The following is a 19,871-nucleotide window of genomic DNA, read 5'->3' as shown; positions in this document are numbered from 1 at the left end:
GGTTGGGTAACTTTGAATTACTTAAAAATTAAATACCGATGCAGCAAGGGTCATAGTGACAAATGTGATCAGCGCAATTGCAACAATATTTAATGCAAAGCCGGCTTTGATCATATCCCGCATTTGAATTTGCCCAGAGCCAAACACAATGGCATTAGGCGGGGTCGCTACAGGCATCATAAACGCACAACTACAGGCTATAGCCGCAGGAATAACCCAGACCAATGGCGAACCTGTGACTGACTCAGCGACAGGGCCAAGTAGTGGTAAAAATCCAGCTGCGGTTGCTGTATTACTGGTGATCTCAGTTAAGAAAGTGATTAAGGTTGCAATTACTAATACACTCAATACTAATGGAATGGCGCTGACGCCTTCAATCATATGAGCTATGTATTCAGCCAAACCTGATGACTTTATTTGTGCCGCTAGGGTTAAGCCACCACCAAACAACAATAACACTCCCCAAGGAACTCCTGCCGCACTTTGCCAGTCAAGAATACGTTCATCACTGCCTTTATTAGCAGGCAAAACAAATAATAATAATGCTGCAGCAATGGCAATACCGGTATCCGATATTTTTAAACCAGAAAAATCAGCGATCAGAGGTCTAAATATCCAGCACACAGCTGCAAATAAAAACACACATAACACCCCTTTCTCAGCGCGTTGCATGGTGCCAAGACCTTTTAACTGCGAGCTAAATAGTGACTTGGTGTCGACTTTTTGAGATTTTTCATTTGTTTTATCAACTTTATAAGCAAACTTGGTCAGCCACAACCAACAGATGATCAACATAGTCAGTGACAATGGCACACCCACCATCATCCATTGCGCAAAACCAATTTCAATTTTATAACTATCTGATAAATAAGCGGCCATCAATGCATTCGGTGGCGTACCAATTAATGTTGCAATGCCGCCAATGCTGGCACCATAAGCAATAGAAAGTAACAGTGCTTTACCAAAACCATTATTATTTGGATTAGATTTTTGCACTAAATGGGTGATAGACATAGCAATAGGTAACATCATCACTGCTGTTGCAGTATTTGACATCCACATTGATAAGAATGCCGTTACTAACATCATCGCTAATATCTGCAAACTCGGTTTTGAGCCCGCGTAGAGCATAGTACGTAAAGCAATGCGCTTGTGTAAGCCCCAACGTTCCATCGCAATGGAAATTAAAAAGCCACCTAAAAACAAAAATATTAAGGGGTGCGCATACGGTGCAGCGACACTTTTTATCGCAGCAATTTCAGCCAACGGAGAAAATACCAACGGCAATAGCGCCGTAGCTGGGATAGGAACTACTTCACTCACCCACCATGATGCCATCCAAAATGCTAATCCTGAAGTACGAAGAGCAGCGGTACTCATGCCAGCAGGAGGATCGATCAAACACGTAAGTAGCATGACCGCAGGGCCCAATAACAGCAGCAACATCTGTATCATTGGATTTTTTTCAGGTTTATCGTCTAAAGTTTGTGTGCTCATATTCAACCCCTTTAAAATTTATACTTTAAGCCAAGGGCTAAGCTACTATCCGTTTGCTGTTGCAAATCTAAGTCAGTATAGAATAAGTACGCGGTAGTTTGTTTATCAAATAAATAATCCACACCTGCAGTCCACTGGCTGCCCTTAGTACTTTGGCGAATAGTTGAGTCATCACTGGCAAATTGTAGTTTTGGCTGCCATTTGTCAATGGTATAACTGGCACTCAACACATAGCCGTTTCCTGATTTAGTACCATCTACTGACTCACTGTGCTGGTAAATAGCACCTAGTTGTAAATCATTTTTTTGCCACGCGCCAACGATGCGACTGGCGTTGATATTATTGAGTGAATCAATATGGCTGATCGCCACATAATAATTTTTATTTTTTAAACCACGGTCACCATAAATTAACGTAGCGGCATAACCGGCTTCATTATTGGCACTGTCATCCTTCAAAGCATAGGTAAGTGATAGCTGAGCACCCGCATATGATTTTGAACTATACGTTATGGTATCACCAAGGCGATCTTGACCCGGTAGTAATTGAGCAATATCGGCTTGAGTTTCATTGAAGTTATCAACTTTACCTTCTGAATACTTAAAGCGTGTATCGTTTCGACCAACTACAACTTCACCAAAATTTCCCGCTAAACCTAAATATGTATTACGGGCACTAAATGGCTCATCGGTATCATCGTGCTCAAAGCCCTTTACTTGCACTTCGTATTTAAATACCGCTTTTAACGAGTCAGTGAGTACATGTTGCCCTTTCACACCAATGCGTGAAAAAGGCGCATCGATTTGCGTTCCTTTTTTAGCATAGCGCATTACACCGTTGTCAGTATTAGCAATTTGCACTTCTGCTTTACCATAAATGTCATACTCTGCGGCATGAACACTTTGTCCAAAGCAAGCTGCTGCAAAACTCGTTGCTACAAAAACAGGGGTTAGCTTTTTGTCTATTATTATCATTGTGTGCCCTTATTATTAGGATCATTTGTTGTTCCCGCTAATAAAGGCAAGTTTACTGCCAACTGCTTATAAAAAAGTAAAATTTAATATATTCAAATAGTTAAATTTAAAATTAAATTATACTTACAATAAAGTGTGCGGGATCCCACACACTATCAAAACGTCTGTGTCACCGTTTCCACCCATCAAATTAAGCTGAGCAGGTAAATCACTTAAGCAAAGCTCTGGTTAATCAATAAACATGTCACGATTGAGGCCATATTTACTCATTTTGTCATACAAGGTTTTACGGGCAATCTGTAAGGTATTCATAGTTTCTTTAATACTACCTTGGTGGCGCTCAAGGGCTTCTTCGATTAAAGATTGCTCATAAAAGCACACTTTTTCCGCCAAACTCAGATCGGGCGATAACTCACTGCCATTATTATTTTCGGTATTGGCGAACGCTAATTCAGCACCCAGCAGCACCGCTCGTTCAGCTTGGTTTCTAAGCTCTCTGACATTACCTGGCCACTGGTAACTAAGTAAACGCTGTAATATATCGCTACTTAGAGGAGCCGGAGGTTTATGAAAACGAGTCGCGGCAATAGAGCTAAAATGTTTGAATAATAAAGGAATATCAGCTTTCCTATCACGCAATGCCGGAATACTTACCCTCACTAAATTGAGTCGATAATATAAGTCAGCTCTGAAGTCCCCTTTTTCGACCAAGGATAATAAATCAACTTTGGTTGCCGCAACGATACGTATGTCTAAGTCAACGGCGGTATTAGCGCCGACGGGGGTCACTTTTCGCTCTTCTAAAACGCGAAGTAACTTTACTTGTAATGATGCCGGTGTGCTTTCTATCTCATCTAAAAACACCGTACCACCTTGAGCAAACTCAAACTTACCTTGGCGACTGTGTGTTGCCCCTGTAAACGCGCCACTGGCCGCACCAAATAGTTCACTTTCAATCAGTTGCTCTGGTATGGCACCACAGTTAATTGCCACAAAATTACAGTTTGAACGGCTGCTTTGGTCGTGTAAAAAGCGTGCAACTAACTCTTTACCGGTGCCAGTTTCACCTTCAATCATTACATCTGCGGGAGTGTCGATCACCGCATTGAGCAAGTGCATCATTTGCTGCATTTGCACGGTTTCCCCTAAGATCCGTACACCTGGGGCTGACGTTTTTTCTACCGCTAGTTTTAAAGCACGATTTTCCATTACCAAGGCACGCTTATCACACGCTCTGGCAATACAATCTAATAACTGCTCTGTAAGGGGTTTTTCAAATAAGTCGTAAGCCCCTAATTGCATGGCTTTAACGGCCACCGATACATCAGCAAATCCAGTCAGAAAGATCACCGGTAATTCGCTATCAAATGCTTGAACTTGTTCTAAAAAAGCCAGTCCATCCATTTTCGGCATATTAATATCACTGAGCACCACCCCGTTAAAACGACGATTAAGTTTTGATAAAGCACTCATTGGATCGCTAAAACACTGTACTTGATAGCCTTCGAGTGTCAGCAATTGGTCAAGTGAATCGCGGATCATCGCTTCGTCATCAATAACAATGACCTGTTTACAATCAGTTGCTAACGTATTCATAACGCTCCTTTAGTACTTGCTAAGGTAATAATGAATTGAGCACCACCGCCAGGGCGATTATGCGCACTTAAACAGCCATTAAATGAATTAATAATTTGCTTAGAAATAGATAGCCCTAAGCCAAGGCCATTAGTCGATTTAGTGCTATAAAAAGGCTCAAAAATAGTCCCAAGCGCATGTAACTCGATACCAGGCCCAGTATCCAAAATAGACAGCTTAACGCGGTCGTCAAACTGCTCTATCTCAAAACTCAGCTCTCGCACAGTACTGTCAGCCATTGCTTGGCTGGCATTGGTGATCACATTCACTAATACTTGCTCAAATTTAATGCCATCAACCCATACTTTTACAGTGTCAGCGATATCAGCGGTGTTAACGTTGACATCATCCTGCTTTAATTGCGCGGAGGCGATCACCATGGCATTTTTAAGTAACTGGTTTAAGCTTTGCTCTCTTAACTGTGTTTGTGCCGGTTTACTAAAGTGCTTTAATTGCCCAACAATTTTATGTACTCGTTCGATCAACGATTGCACAATAACAATATTTTCAGCTGCCTTTGCAATATCACCTTTGGCAATCAAGCGTTTAGCACTAACCAAATACGTACTCATTGCACTCAAGGGTTGGTTAATCTCATGATTAATACCCGCGCTGAGTTGACCTATGGTGGCCAATTTGGCTGTTTGCACCAGCGCTGTTTGTGCTTTTTCGAGTGCATGGGTGCGCTCTATAACTTCTTGCTCAAGGCTATGACGAGAAAAAAGTAATTTTTTATAGCCGGCAAAACGTGCCATTAAACTGTAAAAAAGCATTAACCCCCCAGCATAAATCACACTCAACCAAAACAATCGCCCTAGTTGATTAATATTCACCGACGATATATCAACAAGCACAGTTATTTTTGCATTAAGTCGCTCAATCGGCGCACTTGCAGGCATATATTTACTGCGTTTATTCGCATCATTAACGTATAACAGGGGCATCCCTTGGCTAATAATGTGCTCAGCAGTGATAACTTTTGGTACATACTCTAGGTAGCGTCGGCTTGTCGTAAAGTGTTGATAGTCTGCTGCTGTGAGGCTATGCAACGAATTGAGTCGCCATGAGGGGCTATCGGACATAGCAATAATATTATCGTCTAAGCTTAAATAAAAATGGCTAGCGTGGGACGCATTCAGTAATTGTCGATCAGTTTCAAACTTAGATACATTCACTTTTAAGGTGACCACACCTATTACTTGGCCATCGCGATAAATCGGTTCAGAAAAATAAATACCCCGTTCTTTAGATCGTAAACCAAGAGCAAAATAGGCAATTTTGTTACCCGCCAATGCCTGAGAAAAATACGGACGAAATGCAAAGTTATTACCGATATAACTGTAATCAAGTTGCCAATTGCTCGATGCAATAACATCCCCTTCACGATTAAGGACATAGACGTCTGATGCACCACTGGCTTGTTGGATATCAGCCAAGTAATTATTAATAGGCTGCACGGGCTGATCAGTATCACTGAGAAATGCAGTGAGTAACTGGTTATCAGTAACTAAATGAGGAATAGTTGCAAAACGAGAGAGTTCGGTATCAAGATAATTACGCAATTGACCCACTTGGAGTTCAGCTTGCTGCTTTGCTTGACTTAAATCATAGTGTCGGCCAAATAAAAAACTAAGCAACAATACACTAATTAAAATGGCAACAGCGATTAATATTTTTCGGGGAAAACGCAGCATGATCAACCAAAGGGCACACCTGAGCGTCCCTAAAACTTAAAATTTGATTTGATAGTGTAACGAGTATTCACTGCCGACACCAGCAACAGTGCCATCTGTAACTCTTGGATCGTACACACGGTAGTGCTTATCTAAGAGATTATGGGCTTTAAAACTAATTTCACCGCGTGCAGAAAATTGCCAACTCACAGCCCCGCCGAGCAAAAAGTAAGCCGGTTGAGTAAAGTCGCTTGTCATTGTCGGGCCACTGACGGCATCGCGCCAAACACTATTGAGGCTCAGCACCCATTGCTGATGATGATAATTAGCAATCACACTAGCAAAGCGCTTAAACGTTGGCTTAATTGGCGTATCAAAATACTCGCTGTAAGTCGCTTCCACTGATAAATCACTAGTAATGTGGATCATGCTATCTAATTCAACACCACGATTAATGTCATCTAATTGGTTTTCAAAGGTAAACTGATTATTGGCAGCTGAATTCGGCACTAGATTAATAAAATCAACAAGTTGATTATAAAAAAGCACCGAATTAATATGCCAATCTTGTCCCTCGTAGCGCCAAACAAGCTCTGTGGTTTTAACATATTCAGACTTTAAGTTTGGATTGCCCTTAGTCACATCATCATCTGAATACAATTCATTCGTCACAGGAGTGCGAAACGATTCACCGTATTGTAATTTAAAAGTATGCGCGCGAGTTGGTGAGTAGATTGCGGAAATGCGCGGCGATAATTTACTGTCTATCGCTTTAACATCATCATAACGTGCCCCTAAAAATAAGGTCAATTTCTCAGCAAAAGGCACTTTGATTTGCCCATAAATACTTCGGGTTTCAAAGGTAGATTGCAAACTCTGAAATGGAGCATAATTACTGATTGTAACAATCCCCCCTTGATAAAACGGATCTTCAACAATAATTTCACCGCTGTTTATATCAAAATAATTAACACGTAAGTCCGCTTTATGTTGCTCTGCGCGGCTATATTGCAAGCCTGAATTGATTGACCAACCATTATTAAATTGCTGACTGGCCTCTACACTGACTGTTAAATCCGTTGTATGCCAATCAGGACCAACAAAAAAATCATAACTAGCGTTAGGTAAAGTTGCTGCAGGTGCGATTAATCCAGCACTTTGTATTTGATGATGTGCATACGCTATTTTTGTAGTCAAAGTACGTGTATCAGTTTCAAGCCAATCATAACCTACAGATAGGAAAGTATTCTCACTACGATGTTGATTACTGTCAGAATAACCACCAAGATTTAAAAACTCATTCAGTTCAACTTGGTTAAAACGCGCTCTCACAGCCAGTTTATTGATATCGACACCCGCTTCAAAGTAAATTAATTGCAGCGGATCATTAACCCCTTGTGGATAACGCTCACCACTTTTTTGGTTATACGCGCCATTAGCAAACAGATGTGTTTGCTGATTAACTTGATGACTAACCGAGAATGCAGCGCTGGTTTGACCTACATTACCCACAGCCAGCGACATTTCATTATTTTGGCTTTTAGTCACTATATTCATCACCCCTAAGAATGCATTACTGCCATATAAAGCAGAGCCAGGGCCACGTATAAATTCAACTTTATCAATAACTTCTACAGGTATATAAGGCATATAAACTGACGCTTTGCCAAATGATGACTCATTTAAACGCTCACCATTGATCATCACTAAAACATTGCCACTATCAAGGTACACACCCCTTGCGTGATCTTTTGGTACAGCGCCTACCCAATCACCACGAGTAGATTGCATACCTGGAACAAAATTCATCAATTCAAACGCATTATTCACCCCAAGCAAGGCTATTTTTTTGCGATTAAAAACGGTGATAGTTGAGGGGGCAGAAGCGAGAGTTTCTAAGGTTTTAGAGGCAATATCGACATGAACTTCAAGCAAATCTTCAAAGCTAAGCGCAAATAAATCATCAGCGTCGCTCGCCAGTAAGGGGGCTGTGTTAACACATAAAAAAAGACATGCTGTTAGCTTTAAAATCATTACGCCGCTTTACACCTATATTTTTCATTGGAGTTAGCACATCATAAGTAACGTGCTATTTACAATATTAATACAAATACGCGACGGCGTGAGAGTTTTTCTCTATTAATTTATAAATTTAGGCTACAGCTGAAATCTGCTTAGCTTTTAGGTATTTATATAAACCAATTAATGAGGCTGCGATCCAAAATATTTCAATCACAAAACTTGCTAAATTAAAGTTATAACAAAGACTTATAAGCAACAAAATAGCGCCAGATAAATTCATCATGTTATATAAAAGCCCTGTTGGCGTGGCTTTACCCAGTTGTAGCATAAAAAACGCGCCAACCACTAAAAACGTACCTGTCATACCAACAATATCAAATAAAAGTGCAATCACGGGTGTCCCCTATCCTTTTTAATCATACCCAACAAACTGGCCCATTCCATGGGGAGGGTTGTTTTCAATCATTGAAACAGCAAACCGGGTAAGTTTAGCAGCCTCGCCAAAAGCGCACAGGATAAATGTCCGCTTTAGCGAGTTCATTTAAACGTAACTTTGCCGCCGATCATTTTATACGCGGGTGCGCCTCGGATAATTGCTTCTCGAGCAAAAGGGCGTGAGCAGTTGGGGCATACGCAAGGAATAGTGGTGAAATCTTGACTGATCCGTTCGATAAAACATTTAACCAATGCCCCTTTGCCGCCTTTACGATATTTGAATAGGGGAGCTTTACATTGACTACAAAAAATATCGACCGTTTTAGTAGGGCCTTTTTTATTCGGTTTTGCCATTATTTTGTTACTTTTACTACAAACACGCGAATAGATTAACAGCTTATGGCCAAAGTCCAAAGATTAAGCCCATTAAAGTAAACTGTAAAATATGGTAACCGCTATTGATTAAAAACAGCTTTAGTGGTCGTTGTTCATAAATATAGCTCATTCCTAAGGCACTGCTTACCCAACATAGTCCAACCGCAAAGCCAACGCCTACCGCAACCCCTAAATGTGGATGTGGTCCTAAAAACAGTGATAAGCCAAAAGCGATAAATAAAGATAAAACAAAACCGCCACCAAATACCCATTTTGGATTTGTTGCTTTTAAATCCAGCTCCGTTAATCCACAGCCTTCTAACCAGGCTCGTTGAAACAACCAAGGTGAATACCAAACGCCTCCTAACATAAAAGAAGACATGGCAGCTAATAATACGGCTACAAAATCCAGTTGTGATAAATCCATAATGACTACTTATGCTGATTGCAAAAAATACAATGATATTTTTACTGTAGTTAATGAACGCCATTGCAGCAACTATCTAAACTGCAAAACTATCTATGATGCGTGGCTGGTGCCCAAATATAAATGCACTAAAGTAACCTGAGCTTCATTTCAAGTGACTACAGGCGACTGTATTACTTAGTTGACCGGGTAAAACTTATTACCTAAAAGGCAACAATAAACTTACTGAGCATTACTAAACCGGAAACCGTGATCCGAAATAACGCTCACTATTGCGCTAGGATTTACTGCTGAACTGGTTTTTTTTGTAGCTTACGCTGTAAAGTCCGCCGATGCATATTAAGTTGCCGAGCAGTTGCTGAAATATTGCCTTGATTGGTATGCAGCACTTGCTGAATATGTTCCCACTCAAGACGCTCTGGCGACATAGTTACAATATCATCTGCAATTAACTCAGTAGTTGGCTCGCATGTGCCTGTTAAGGCTCGTAATAACGTGAGCATATCAACGGGTTTTGTTAAATAATCATTTGCACCTAGGCGCATAGCCTCTACCGCTGTGGCAATACTGGCATAGCCTGTTAATAATACAATATGTGCGTCTGTTAGTAAGGCTCTCAGTGGTGCGATAAGAGCTAAACCGTTATCGTCAGCTAATTTCATATCTAACAGAATATGTGTCGGTGCGAAGTTTTTAGCTACACCGATAGCCTCGGCTTTATTATGTGCCAGCTGACATGCGAAACCGTGTTTGGTTAAGCGCCGCGCTAACGTATTGGCAAGATTAATATCATCTTCAATAATTAATAGCTTCATACAGGCTCAACTTGTGGCTCATCAATGGTTAATTGTACTTTGGCAACCGCGCCACCTTGTGGGTGATTAAATAATGTTAAAGAGCCTTGTAAACGCTCAAATGTTACATTTGAAAGCATAACTGCTAGCCCCATCCCCGTTTCACTAGGCATTAACTGACCCCCTAACTCTGCCAATTGTGCTGCGCTAAATCCTTTACCAAAATCACGTATAACTAAACTCACTGTTTTAGGGTTATCTGGAGTCTGTTGCCAGTTCAATTCCAGTGTTTGTTGCTGCGCCTGTTGATTGGCAAAAGCAGCATTTTGCAACAAGTTTAATATCGCTGGCAGTAACATAGCATCATTAGTAACCGAGCTAGCAGGCGGTGCATTTAGCCAATTAAGCTGTTGATCGGGATACTGTAATAGCATTGTATCGCTAATTTGTTGAGCTAATGCGTTTAACGATACAGTCGCTGCAACCGTTTGTGTGCGTAGTTCAGATGACAGGGTACGAAACTGTTTTAACTGCTGTGCGCATTGCAACAAGGGCTGCTGCATGTCTTTCACAATCTCATTATCGGGCTGCTCTTCAAGAAGCTCTTCATACAATAATTGTAAATTGGCGATTGGGCTGGCTAATTGATGAGTAATTTGTGCCGCAGCACCATCAAGCGTGACTAACTGCTCTGCTCGTAATTGTTTTTCTCGCACAGTTGCAATTGTGCGCTCTCGCGAATGCAGTGCACGGTTCATAGTGCCGATAACGAATGCTATAACGCTAGCACTGATCACAAAGTTAACCCACATACCCACAAAGTGACTGGTCATTTGCATATGATGCATGCTGTGCTGAGGCATTTTAAATAGCAGCACGCTATAGGCGGTGATCGCTAATACAGCAATATAAGCTAAGCCGCGAGCACTGACACTCACCGCAGCAATCATTATTGGTAACAACAGTAACGACACAAATGCATTGGTCGCACCACCACTCAAAGACAGCAATACCGATAAAAAAAGCACATCGGCCGTAAGCTGCATTAACATCCCAAGTTCTTTCGCTTTACTGACATTACGATAAGCAATCACGCTTAAAATTTGGAATACGGCTTCAAAGGAGATCACTACCAGTAGAGGCAATAAAGGGATTTGGTGCTCAAGTAAAAAATAGACTGCAACAACGGCCAATAGTTGAATTGCAATTGCACCACTGCGTAACATCAGTAAACGGCTAATCGCAGGATCAGTGCGCATTAAAAACGCCATACATAATTACCTAACAAAAAAATACCTAATAAAAAATGCTTAATTAAAGAAGGTTAACCTAATCATCATCCATAGAGATACTAAACACAGCACACGGCGTTCCTTGATGAAACACCATTTTCCACTGGCCTTCGGTTAATCGCCATAGCGACATCCGTAACGAATAGTTAAACTCAGCGCGCGCAGAGCGCCGATATGCCGCTTGATAACTTAGTTGGGCAATATCATCACTAAGCATTCGGCCTTTAAAATGCTGATTGTAAAACTGCGGCACGACTTCGGTAGGTAACCGCGTTAATACTTGATATTTATTAAATACAGTACCATTAGCGGCAATTTCAATAAAATCATCATCGAGCAAAGCATCCAATGCCTGCTCAGATTGACGGATCTCAGGATCTAATAACTGGCGCTCAGCGTCAATCAAATGATTAAACAATGATGCCTTGATTTTGCTGCCCATACTGTATCCTACAATTGGTGTTTATATATTTGCCCTGCTTTCATCACAAATTGTACATTTTGCAATGTCGTTATATCATCAAGAGGAGAGCCATTAACGCTGATGATATCTGCTTGTTTACCAACACTCAACTGCCCTAGTCGGTCTTGTTGGCCGAGTAACTTAGCGGCATTAACTGTTGCTGACATAATAGCCTGTTTTTCAGTCATGCCATATTTAACTAACCATAAAAACTCATCAGCATTATTACCATGGCGTGATACGCCAGAATCTGTACCAAAAGCAATATTAACATTGTTTTTTAATGCCAGCTTAAATGAAGCTGCAACATTTGGTACAACGGTGCGTACTTTATCAGCAATAGCTGTTGGCATATTTGGGTTACTGAGAACTTCTTGACTGACCGTTTGGCCTGCCAATAACGTGGGCACTAAATAAGCGTTGTATTGCTTAAATAACTTTACAGTCTCTTTGTCTAGGTAAGAGCCATGTTCAATTGAATCAACACCTGCACGTAATGCCGCTTTGATCCCTGATGTACCATGAGCATGGGCTGTTACGCTGCGCCCTAAGTTATGTGCAGTATCAACAATCGCCATCAACTCTTGATCTGTGAACTGCTGATTGACACCCGCTGCGGTATTACTTAACACCCCACCCGTTGCGGTAATTTTAATTACATCAGCACCTGATTTAATTACTTCACGAACCGCGCGGCGACAATCATCAGCACCATCACACACCCCTAACCCTCCACTTATCACATCACTAATATCTTTACGGTAACCGTGCAGATCAGCATGCCCGCCTGTTGGGGTAATTGTATCTCCGGCAGCAAAAATACGTGGCCCTTGAATATCTCCACGCTCAACGGCACGCTGTAGTGGAAAGATCACTTTATAGCTACTACCTAAATCACGCACGGAGGTAAAACCCGCAGCAAGAGTGCGCTGCAAATATTTAACTGAGCGCAGCGCATAATCAGCCTCATATTCTGTTAGCCAGCGATGTGGATTAGCACTTGCGTCACGCTCAAAAGTAACATGTACGTGCATATCAATTAATCCAGGCATAACAAATTGATTTTTTAAATCAATGATCTTTGCATCGGGCAATGCTAGATCAATAACACTCACATAGCCTTTTTCGATGCGCGTGATGATAGCGTCTTCTATAACAATAGTGCGTTGCTTTTCTAGTGTTTGTTCAGCACCTGCTAACATTGATCCTGCGTAAATAACCTGAGTTTGTGTTGCAAAACTCGCCGCAGAATATACCGTCGTACCCAATGCAGCCAAGATAGTAATTAATTTTTGTTTCATGTTTACCTCATTTTTCTACTACCATTAGCCTAAATTACGTTTAATTACCACTATTTACGACGTAAGCTAAGTTATAAACTAGTCTTAGAACTGGATTTTTGGTATAAATCAAACATAGATGACACATGTCTGACCACTTAAAGAGAGCACACTATGACCTACGCACACATAACGGGTTGGGGTAAATGTATCCCACCAGCGCGTATTAGCAACGATGAAATTAGCCAATTAGTTGATACCAATGATGAATGGATCACATCCCGCACTGGTATAAAAGCCCGTAGAGTAAGCCACGTTAGTACTGCAGAGCTTGCCACTGTAGCAGCTAAACATGCAATAGCCTGTGCTGGCATTAATGCTAAAGACATCGACTTAGTGTTATTAGCAACATGTACGCCCTCTACTATGGTGGCAAACACAGCTTCGTTAGTACAAAAAAACATTGGTGCAGTTGGCGCTGCCGCTATGGACACCAATGCAGCTTGCTCTGGTTTTTTATATGCAATACAAGCAGCGACTGCACAAATTCAAGCCGGTATGATCAAAAAAGCTGTAGTAATTGCTGCTGAACGTATGACCTGGTATGTAAACTGGGATCGCCGTGACAGTGCGGTGTTATTTGGTGATGGCGCCGGTGCCGTAGTACTTGAAGCCGCAGACACACCAGCGGGTTTACTCGCGACAAAAACAGGCTGTGATAGCGAAGACCGTGATATCTTGCATATCACTAACTTTGGTAGTGACTTAAATAAATATGTGCCTATTGGGCCATCTGATTTATTATTTGAAGGTCGCGAAATCTTTAAACGCGCAGTAAAGGGCATGAGTGAAGCCTGTGACGATGTGCTCACACAAGCAAATTTGAGCCTTGATGATATCGATGTACTTGTGCCACACCAAGCAAATTTACGTATCATTCAAGCCATTCAACATCGCTTAAAAGTGCCAGATGAAAAAGTAATGGTTAACATTGGCGAATACGGCAATACATCGGCAGCAACTATTGCAATCGCATTATGTGAAGCTGTTGAGCAAGGATTAATTAAACCACATGCTAATATCATGTCTGCAGCATTTGGTGCCGGATTAACTTGGGCTGCTAGTTACATAAAATGGGGCGAACGCGTCACACCAATCAGCGTTAGCGATGCAGCACTACCACCGTGTGATAAAACCGGTTTAGAGTTAGTGGCCCCCGCTGTAGCAGCTTGCAAAGGCAGTGATCAATAACATACTCAATATGGCGCAGCTATACTGCGCCATTTACCACAGATAGCTAAAAATGATGCAATTGCTAGGAATTCACCACGCTGCAATTATATGCAGCGATTACACCCGCTCAAAACATTTTTATCATCAGATCTTACAGCTGCCGATAATTGCAGAGCATTTTCGCCAACATCGCCACTCATACAAATTAGATTTAGCCTTGCCTGATGGTAGCCAAATAGAGCTATTTTCATTTGATAATGCACCAAAGCGACCTAGTTACCCAGAAGCACAAGGTTTACGACATTTAGCATTTAAAGTGGCCAATATTGAGCAAAGTAAAGTGTATTTGCAAAGCCAAGGTGTGGCAGTAGAAGAGATTCGAACGGATGAATACACAGGTAAACAATTTACCTTTTTTGCAGATCCTGATGGGTTACCGCTTGAGCTTTATGAGGCATAACCTCACAAAGCTCAATAAATTTATTTAAAACGACTTTGTAAGTAGTTAAATACGGCACGAATACCGAGTGCTTCACCACCGACTGGACGACCTGGTAATGAGCGGATATTCCATGCCATTACATCAAAATGTACCCATGGTGTGGTTGGCTCTACAAATTCTTTTAAATAAAGTGCAGCAGTAATTGCGCCGCCGAATGGGGTACTTGCACAGTTAGCCATATCAGCAACATCACTTTTTAATAAACTTTTATATTGTTCAAAAAGCGGTAATTGCCAAACGGGGTCGCTTACTGCAATACCGGCGTCAATAATGCCATTGGCAACATCACGCTCAGTTGAGAAAAACCCTGGTAACTCAGTGCCTAACGCAATACGACAAGCACCGGTTAAGGTTGCAAAATCAATGATCAACTCAGGATTGTCATTTTGTGCTTCCGTGAGTGCATCACATAACACTAAACGCCCCTCTGCGTCGGTGTTATCGATTTCGACCATAATACCTTTTCGTGTTTTAATTACATCGCCAGGGCGAAATGCATTGCGCGATACCGCATTCTCAACAGCGGGTACCAACACGCGTAAACGAATTGGTAAATTTGCCGCCATAATTAACTGCGCTAAACCAATTACATGAGCTGCGCCGCCCATGTCTTTTTTCATATTGCGCATACCTGAGCTTGGTTTAAGATCTAAACCACCAGAATCAAAACAAACACCTTTGCCGACTAAGGTGATCAAAGGAGCATCTGCAGCGCCCCAGTGTAAATCAAGTAAACGCGGTTTATTTTCACTGGCGCGGCCTACCATGTGGATAGTTGGATAGTTTTGTTCTAATAATTCATCCCCTATCCATTCATTGAATTGACCATTGTAAGTGTGTGCTAAATCAGCCATCACTTGTGATAAGTGCTGTGGCATCATGTCTACGGCGGGAGTATTAACTAGATCTCTAACTAAGTTAATCGCATTTGCTTGGCGTGTAATACGCGCAAACAATGCTTCATCGGCAATTGCTAATTGTGCTTTTACAGCACCTTTGGCTTTATATTCGCTAAATTCATAACCACCAAGTATAAAACCCAGAGCAATCTGTTCTAATTGTTGTTCACACTCTTGAACTTGGTAAATTCCTGCTGGCAGTTTGCTGGCTAATTCACCCGCGAGCCAAAAGTCATCAACGCTATTAACTAAACAATACACCTGACTTAGCGCTCCACTTTGTGGATTGACCACCAAGGCTAAACCTTGTTTTGCAAAATCACAGCTATTTAGCCAGTTTTGTAAAAAAATTGGCTGCTGTGCTTGCCATGTAGCTAAGTCATTTTTAACAATAAAAGATAAAGGAATACCCGTAGAACTATGACGAATTAATGTACTCATTAAATGACTCGTTTAAAATTATATGATGATCAAGCATATCAATAACTCAGCATAAAAGGTATAGCACAAAGACTATCCTTTAAACTGCATGGCATTATTTTTTTACAGGTGGTTTTACGTCTGACTTTGCCGTTTTTTCAGCGTGGTGGTGTTGCAGCTCTTCATCAGCGATCTGCTGGTCAATATCTTTAAGTGATTTATTGATGTTAAATGAACTTGGCAGTACATCAACCCCAACCCATTGACCCAACTTAACAACCAGTGGAATAGTCACAGGTGCAAAAGGTAAAACAGCAAAAACACCTAAACCCAATCCTTTGAGAATATCAACAAACTGGGCATTCGCTTTTTGCAGATCCTCTTTACTCACATCTCCTTGGGTGTAGCGACGATAAATTGTGAGCATTTCTTTGGTTTCTTGCTTTTCCTGCGCCAGTGCAATTTTAAGTGCTACCATAGCGCGCTTGAAACGCAACTGTTGGCGTTTTGTAGTAATTTTTGCCACTCGAATTGGGGCACGATGAATAACTTTATATAGTCGCATAACGCTATTCTCACATAGCCTTAACACTTCACAAAGCATAATTTAATACAATCACCGATTAACAGATCCAGATTATTTCTCAGCTAGTAAAAAAGCCATGATTAAGTATAATCACTGGCCAATAAACGGCCCATATTATTAAACCTATAAGTAATGAATAAAATACCGCAAAACACAGCCGATATAGCAAACCGAGTTGACGACACAAAACCAACCAGACCGGCTGCTGATCAGTGCTGCGGTGGTGGCAGTTGTTGCCCATGTGTTTGGGATGAATACCGAGAAGCGTTAAAAGCTTGGCGACAACAAAATCCTGAACAAACTGATAACCTATAATTACCATTGAACTTTACTGAACAGTTTCCAGTCTAAAAACTTCTATTTACAAAATTATTATTTTTTTTCTGATTTATTTTACAATAAAAATTACATTAAATGCTTAATTTCTAATCCCCGCCTTAAAAATATCATTATTTTTCATGTAGGTAAGTAAATCTCGAATTTCCTCTATAGAAAACATAAAAAAAACCAAACTATTTAACACCTTGCACAATTATTTAACAAGTTGTATAACTTTAATAGACTATTTGGCTTTTTAAAAATCATATAGTTACGAAATTACAATAATTCTAACTGGGGAAATTAGAATGAAATTTAAAAATAATTTATTAAATCATGCCGTTAAACTTGCATTAACGACAACTACCGCAGGCTTATTTATTTCAGGAACTGCCTTAGCTGCAGATGAGCAAGCTGAAGTCACTAAAGTAAATAAAAATGTAGAAAAAATTGCCGTAGTGGGAACTCGCTCTGCACCGCGTTCTATTGGTGATTCACCAGTACCTATCGATATCATCGGTGGTGAAGAACTTGGTAAATCAGGTAATACGGATATGCTCGAGCTATTAAAAGGCGCAATTCCATCATTAAACGTGCATTCAATGCCTATTAGTGATGCGGCATCTTTAGTTCGCCCTGCGAACTTACGTGGCCTACCTTCTGACAGTACATTGATATTACTCAATGGTAAACGTCGTCATCGTGCCTCTGTTATTGCCTTTTTAGGTGGCGGCATAAATGATGGTGCGCAAGGCGCAGACATTTCAGTTATTCCAAGTATCGCCCTAAAACAAGTTGAAGTACTTAGAGATGGCGCAGCCGCTCAGTACGGCTCAGATGCGATTGCAGGGGTTATCAACTTTGTACTAAAAGATGCCTCAGAAGGCGGCAGTTTCGAAGTACGCCAAGGTCAGTACTATGAAGGCGACGGTGATACAACACAGATTTCCGGTAACATTGGTCTACCATTTACCGACAATGGCTTCGCAAATTTAAGTTTCCAATACAAAACGGCTGACGCTACTAGCCGCTCTGTACAACGTGCCGATGCTACGGCCCTTATCGCAGCTGGTGTTCCTGACATTGCCCCGATTACACAAGTATGGGGCGCACCAGAAGTTGATGACGATATCTCTATTTTTGGTAATGTCGGCCTTGAGCTGACTAAAAACTCCGAATTTTACATGTTTGGTAACTATTCAGAGCGTGATGTACGCGGTGGTTTTTATTATCGTAATCCAACAACTCGTCCTGGTGTTTATGGCGGAACAATTCGTGATGTTAATGGTACAAATATGCGTCGCCCTGGTGATGATAATCCAGCGGGTCAAAAACTGTGGGATGATGCAACTCCAACAGTGTTAGTCGCTTCACTGGATGGATATGATCAGCAAATAAACTGTCCTCTTGTCGAACTGCAAGCCAATGGCGCACCAGATCAAGCTGCTATAGATTCTCTAAGTGCTGCAAATTGCTTTGCCTTTAACCAAACATTGCCTGGTGGTTTTACACCTAACTTTGGTGGCAACATCACAGATACTTCGCTTACGATAGGTACTAAAGGCGAGTTCACTGGTGGTATGTTAGAAGGTGCGTACTACGATTTAAGCGGTACGGTCGGCTTTAATGAATCTCGTTACTTTATTTACGATACTGTTAATGCATCATTAGGCCCTGATAGTCCGCGTGATTTTAGCCCAGGTAAATACTCACAATTAGAGAAAAACTTTAATTTTGATTTATCAAAAGGCTTTGATTTTGATCTAGCATACGATGTGAACATAGCCGGTGGCCTTGAATGGCACGAGGAAACATTTACAGTTACCTCTGGCGATGTAGCATCATTTACAGCAGGCCCACTAACGGATCAAGGTTTTGGTATCGGTTCAAATGGTTTCCCTGGCTTTAAACCATCTGACGCTGGTGAATATACTCGTCGCAACTACGCCGCTTATGTCGATATTGAAGCCCCATTTACCGAAGAGTTTTTAATGGGTCTAGCGCTGCGTTATGAAGATTATGATACCTTTGGCTCTACGGTTAATTATAAATTAATGGCTCAATATCACTTAACCGATGATTTAAACGTGCGTGGTTCAATCAGCTCCGGCTTTCGCGCACCGACTGTTGGTCAAGCCAATGTCAGTAACGTGCAAACAAACCTAAGCAGTGGCGTATTGGTCGACTCTGCTTTACTACCACCGACCAATCCAATTGCGGTACAGTTAGGCGGTACAGAGCTTGAGCCTGAAGAGTCGCAAAGTTATACCTTTGGCGCGGTATACACCATCGGTGAAGTATTCCTAACTATTGATTATTATAATATTCAAGTTGATGACCGTATTAGTCAATCTGAAAAAATCGAGCTGAGCCAAGCTGATAAAGATACGCTTGAAGCCGCTGGTGTGCCAAACGTGCAAAGCTTAGCGCAAGTAAGCTTCTTTACTAATGACTTTGACACCACCACTCAAGGTATAGACTTTGTAGCAAACTATGCCACAGATTTACTCGGCGGTAGCTCAACATTTAGTTTAGCCTACAACTGGAATGAAACTGAGGTTACCCGTTCAACTGATATTACTGGGCCGTTTAAAGTAAGCCGTTTAGAGAACGACTTACCAAACCACCGTGGTACGCTTAGTTGGTCACAACAATGGGAAAGTTTCTCAATGTTTACTCGTGCAAATTATTTTGGTGAATACCAGGGTGTGCATGTAGATTATGACGAAACAGCAAAAACGGCAGATGCAGCAATTACGCTCGACGCTGAAGTAACTTACTTTTTGAATGATTCGATTAGTTTCTCAGTCGGCGCACAAAACCTGCTCGACCAAGAAGCAGAGAAACTTGATTTTACCGTGGCACCTAATAATAACTGGGGTGGTAAATACTATGAAACTTCGCCATATGGTATTAACGGTGGTTTCTATTATGTCAAAGCAACGTATACTTTTTAAACGTAGCTAAGCATTGAAAAGATAGGCGAAATGCTCAAGACATTTCGCCTTTTTCGTGCTATACCCAAATAATAAATCTAGTAACTAAA

General features: G+C 41.2%; 18 protein-coding genes. 4 read left to right on the top strand and 14 right to left on the bottom strand.

Annotated elements, in window-relative coordinates; all coding sequences use genetic code 11:
- Window positions 1–21: 21 nt before the first annotated feature.
- The 12 genes from H5186_RS07375 to H5186_RS07320 all read right to left on the bottom strand — a co-directional run bounded on the left by H5186_RS07375 (window position 22) and on the right by H5186_RS07320 (window position 12,888).
- Window positions 22–1,497 (bottom strand): DASS family sodium-coupled anion symporter, encoded by a 1,476-nt coding sequence (locus H5186_RS07375; RefSeq protein WP_182794283.1) that lies wholly within the window; start codon window positions 1,495–1,497, stop codon window positions 22–24.
- An 11-nt stretch (window positions 1,498–1,508) separates the two neighbouring features.
- Window positions 1,509–2,471 (bottom strand): porin, encoded by a 963-nt coding sequence (locus H5186_RS07370; RefSeq protein WP_145236151.1) that lies wholly within the window; start codon window positions 2,469–2,471, stop codon window positions 1,509–1,511.
- 228 nt (window positions 2,472–2,699) lie between these two features.
- Entirely contained in the window at window positions 2,700–4,067 is a 1,368-nt protein-coding gene (locus H5186_RS07365) for a sigma-54 dependent transcriptional regulator (protein WP_145236154.1), read from the bottom strand.
- Window positions 4,064–5,800 carry a cache domain-containing protein gene (locus H5186_RS07360; RefSeq protein ID WP_182718702.1) on the bottom strand — a complete coding sequence of 579 codons (1,737 nt, stop codon included), beginning with the start codon at window positions 5,798–5,800 and terminating at the stop codon, window positions 4,064–4,066. The genes H5186_RS07365 and H5186_RS07360 overlap by 4 nt, the downstream gene beginning before the upstream one ends.
- 36 nt (window positions 5,801–5,836) lie before the next feature.
- Window positions 5,837–7,813, bottom strand: a complete 1,977-nt coding sequence (locus H5186_RS07355) for a TonB-dependent receptor (RefSeq protein ID WP_182794282.1) — start codon at window positions 7,811–7,813, stop codon at window positions 5,837–5,839.
- Between the two features lie 118 nt (window positions 7,814–7,931).
- Window positions 7,932–8,195 (bottom strand): hypothetical protein, encoded by a 264-nt coding sequence (locus tag H5186_RS07350; protein ID WP_145236163.1) that lies wholly within the window; start codon window positions 8,193–8,195, stop codon window positions 7,932–7,934.
- Between the two features lie 143 nt (window positions 8,196–8,338).
- On the bottom strand, window positions 8,339–8,590 hold the full coding sequence (locus H5186_RS07345; protein WP_149980101.1) for a hypothetical protein: 252 nt from the start codon (window positions 8,588–8,590) through the stop codon (window positions 8,339–8,341).
- 43 nt (window positions 8,591–8,633) lie between these two features.
- Window positions 8,634–9,038: a DUF1761 domain-containing protein gene (locus tag H5186_RS07340; protein ID WP_145236169.1), complete on the bottom strand. Its 405-nt coding sequence runs from the start codon at window positions 9,036–9,038 to the stop codon at window positions 8,634–8,636.
- 284 nt (window positions 9,039–9,322) lie between these two features.
- Window positions 9,323–9,853, bottom strand: a complete 531-nt coding sequence (locus H5186_RS07335; RefSeq protein ID WP_182717831.1) for a response regulator transcription factor — start codon at window positions 9,851–9,853, stop codon at window positions 9,323–9,325.
- Window positions 9,850–11,091, bottom strand: coding sequence for a sensor histidine kinase (locus H5186_RS07330; protein WP_182794309.1), 1,242 nt, complete (start codon window positions 11,089–11,091; stop codon window positions 9,850–9,852). The genes H5186_RS07335 and H5186_RS07330 overlap by 4 nt, the downstream gene beginning before the upstream one ends.
- 70 nt (window positions 11,092–11,161) lie before the next feature.
- Window positions 11,162–11,566, bottom strand: coding sequence for a DUF4440 domain-containing protein (locus tag H5186_RS07325; RefSeq protein WP_145236175.1), 405 nt, complete (start codon window positions 11,564–11,566; stop codon window positions 11,162–11,164).
- A gap of 8 nt (window positions 11,567–11,574) precedes the next feature.
- The gene (locus H5186_RS07320) at window positions 11,575–12,888 is read right to left on the bottom strand and encodes an amidohydrolase family protein (protein ID WP_182794281.1); all 1,314 of its coding nucleotides are present in this window, start codon (window positions 12,886–12,888) and stop codon (window positions 11,575–11,577) included.
- Window positions 12,889–13,041: 153 nt separating this feature from the next.
- Between H5186_RS07320 and H5186_RS07315 the strand changes: the two genes are divergently transcribed.
- Window positions 13,042–14,118 carry a ketoacyl-ACP synthase III gene (locus H5186_RS07315; protein ID WP_182717829.1) on the top strand — a complete coding sequence of 359 codons (1,077 nt, stop codon included), beginning with the start codon at window positions 13,042–13,044 and terminating at the stop codon, window positions 14,116–14,118.
- Between the two features lie 55 nt (window positions 14,119–14,173).
- Entirely contained in the window at window positions 14,174–14,560 is a 387-nt protein-coding gene (locus H5186_RS07310; protein WP_145236314.1) for a VOC family protein, read from the top strand.
- Window positions 14,561–14,580: 20 nt separating this feature from the next.
- Here the strand turns inward: H5186_RS07310 and H5186_RS07305 are convergent, their stop codons facing one another.
- Both H5186_RS07305 and H5186_RS07300 read right to left on the bottom strand, forming a co-directional pair.
- Window positions 14,581–15,942, bottom strand: a complete 1,362-nt coding sequence (locus H5186_RS07305) for a M17 family metallopeptidase (RefSeq protein ID WP_145236183.1) — start codon at window positions 15,940–15,942, stop codon at window positions 14,581–14,583.
- A gap of 94 nt (window positions 15,943–16,036) precedes the next feature.
- The gene (locus H5186_RS07300; RefSeq protein WP_182739591.1) at window positions 16,037–16,486 is read right to left on the bottom strand and encodes a hypothetical protein; all 450 of its coding nucleotides are present in this window, start codon (window positions 16,484–16,486) and stop codon (window positions 16,037–16,039) included.
- A 153-nt stretch (window positions 16,487–16,639) separates the two neighbouring features.
- Here H5186_RS07300 and H5186_RS07295 point away from each other — a divergent pair, with 153 nt between their 5' ends.
- Together H5186_RS07295 and H5186_RS07290 are read left to right on the top strand one after the other, a co-directional pair.
- Window positions 16,640–16,822: an oxidoreductase-like domain-containing protein gene (locus tag H5186_RS07295; protein WP_149980096.1), complete on the top strand. Its 183-nt coding sequence runs from the start codon at window positions 16,640–16,642 to the stop codon at window positions 16,820–16,822.
- A gap of 311 nt (window positions 16,823–17,133) precedes the next feature.
- Window positions 17,134–19,782, top strand: coding sequence for a TonB-dependent siderophore receptor (locus H5186_RS07290; RefSeq protein WP_182717827.1), 2,649 nt, complete (start codon window positions 17,134–17,136; stop codon window positions 19,780–19,782).
- Window positions 19,783–19,871: the final 89 nt, after the last annotated feature.

Origin of the sequence: Pseudoalteromonas sp. SG41-2, from assembly GCF_014164535.1 — a bacterium.
Lineage (GTDB): Bacteria > Pseudomonadota > Gammaproteobacteria > Enterobacterales > Alteromonadaceae > Pseudoalteromonas > Pseudoalteromonas rhizosphaerae.
Note: the sequence above shows the minus strand (reverse complement) of the source record. Positions and strands in the feature narration are given on the sequence as shown.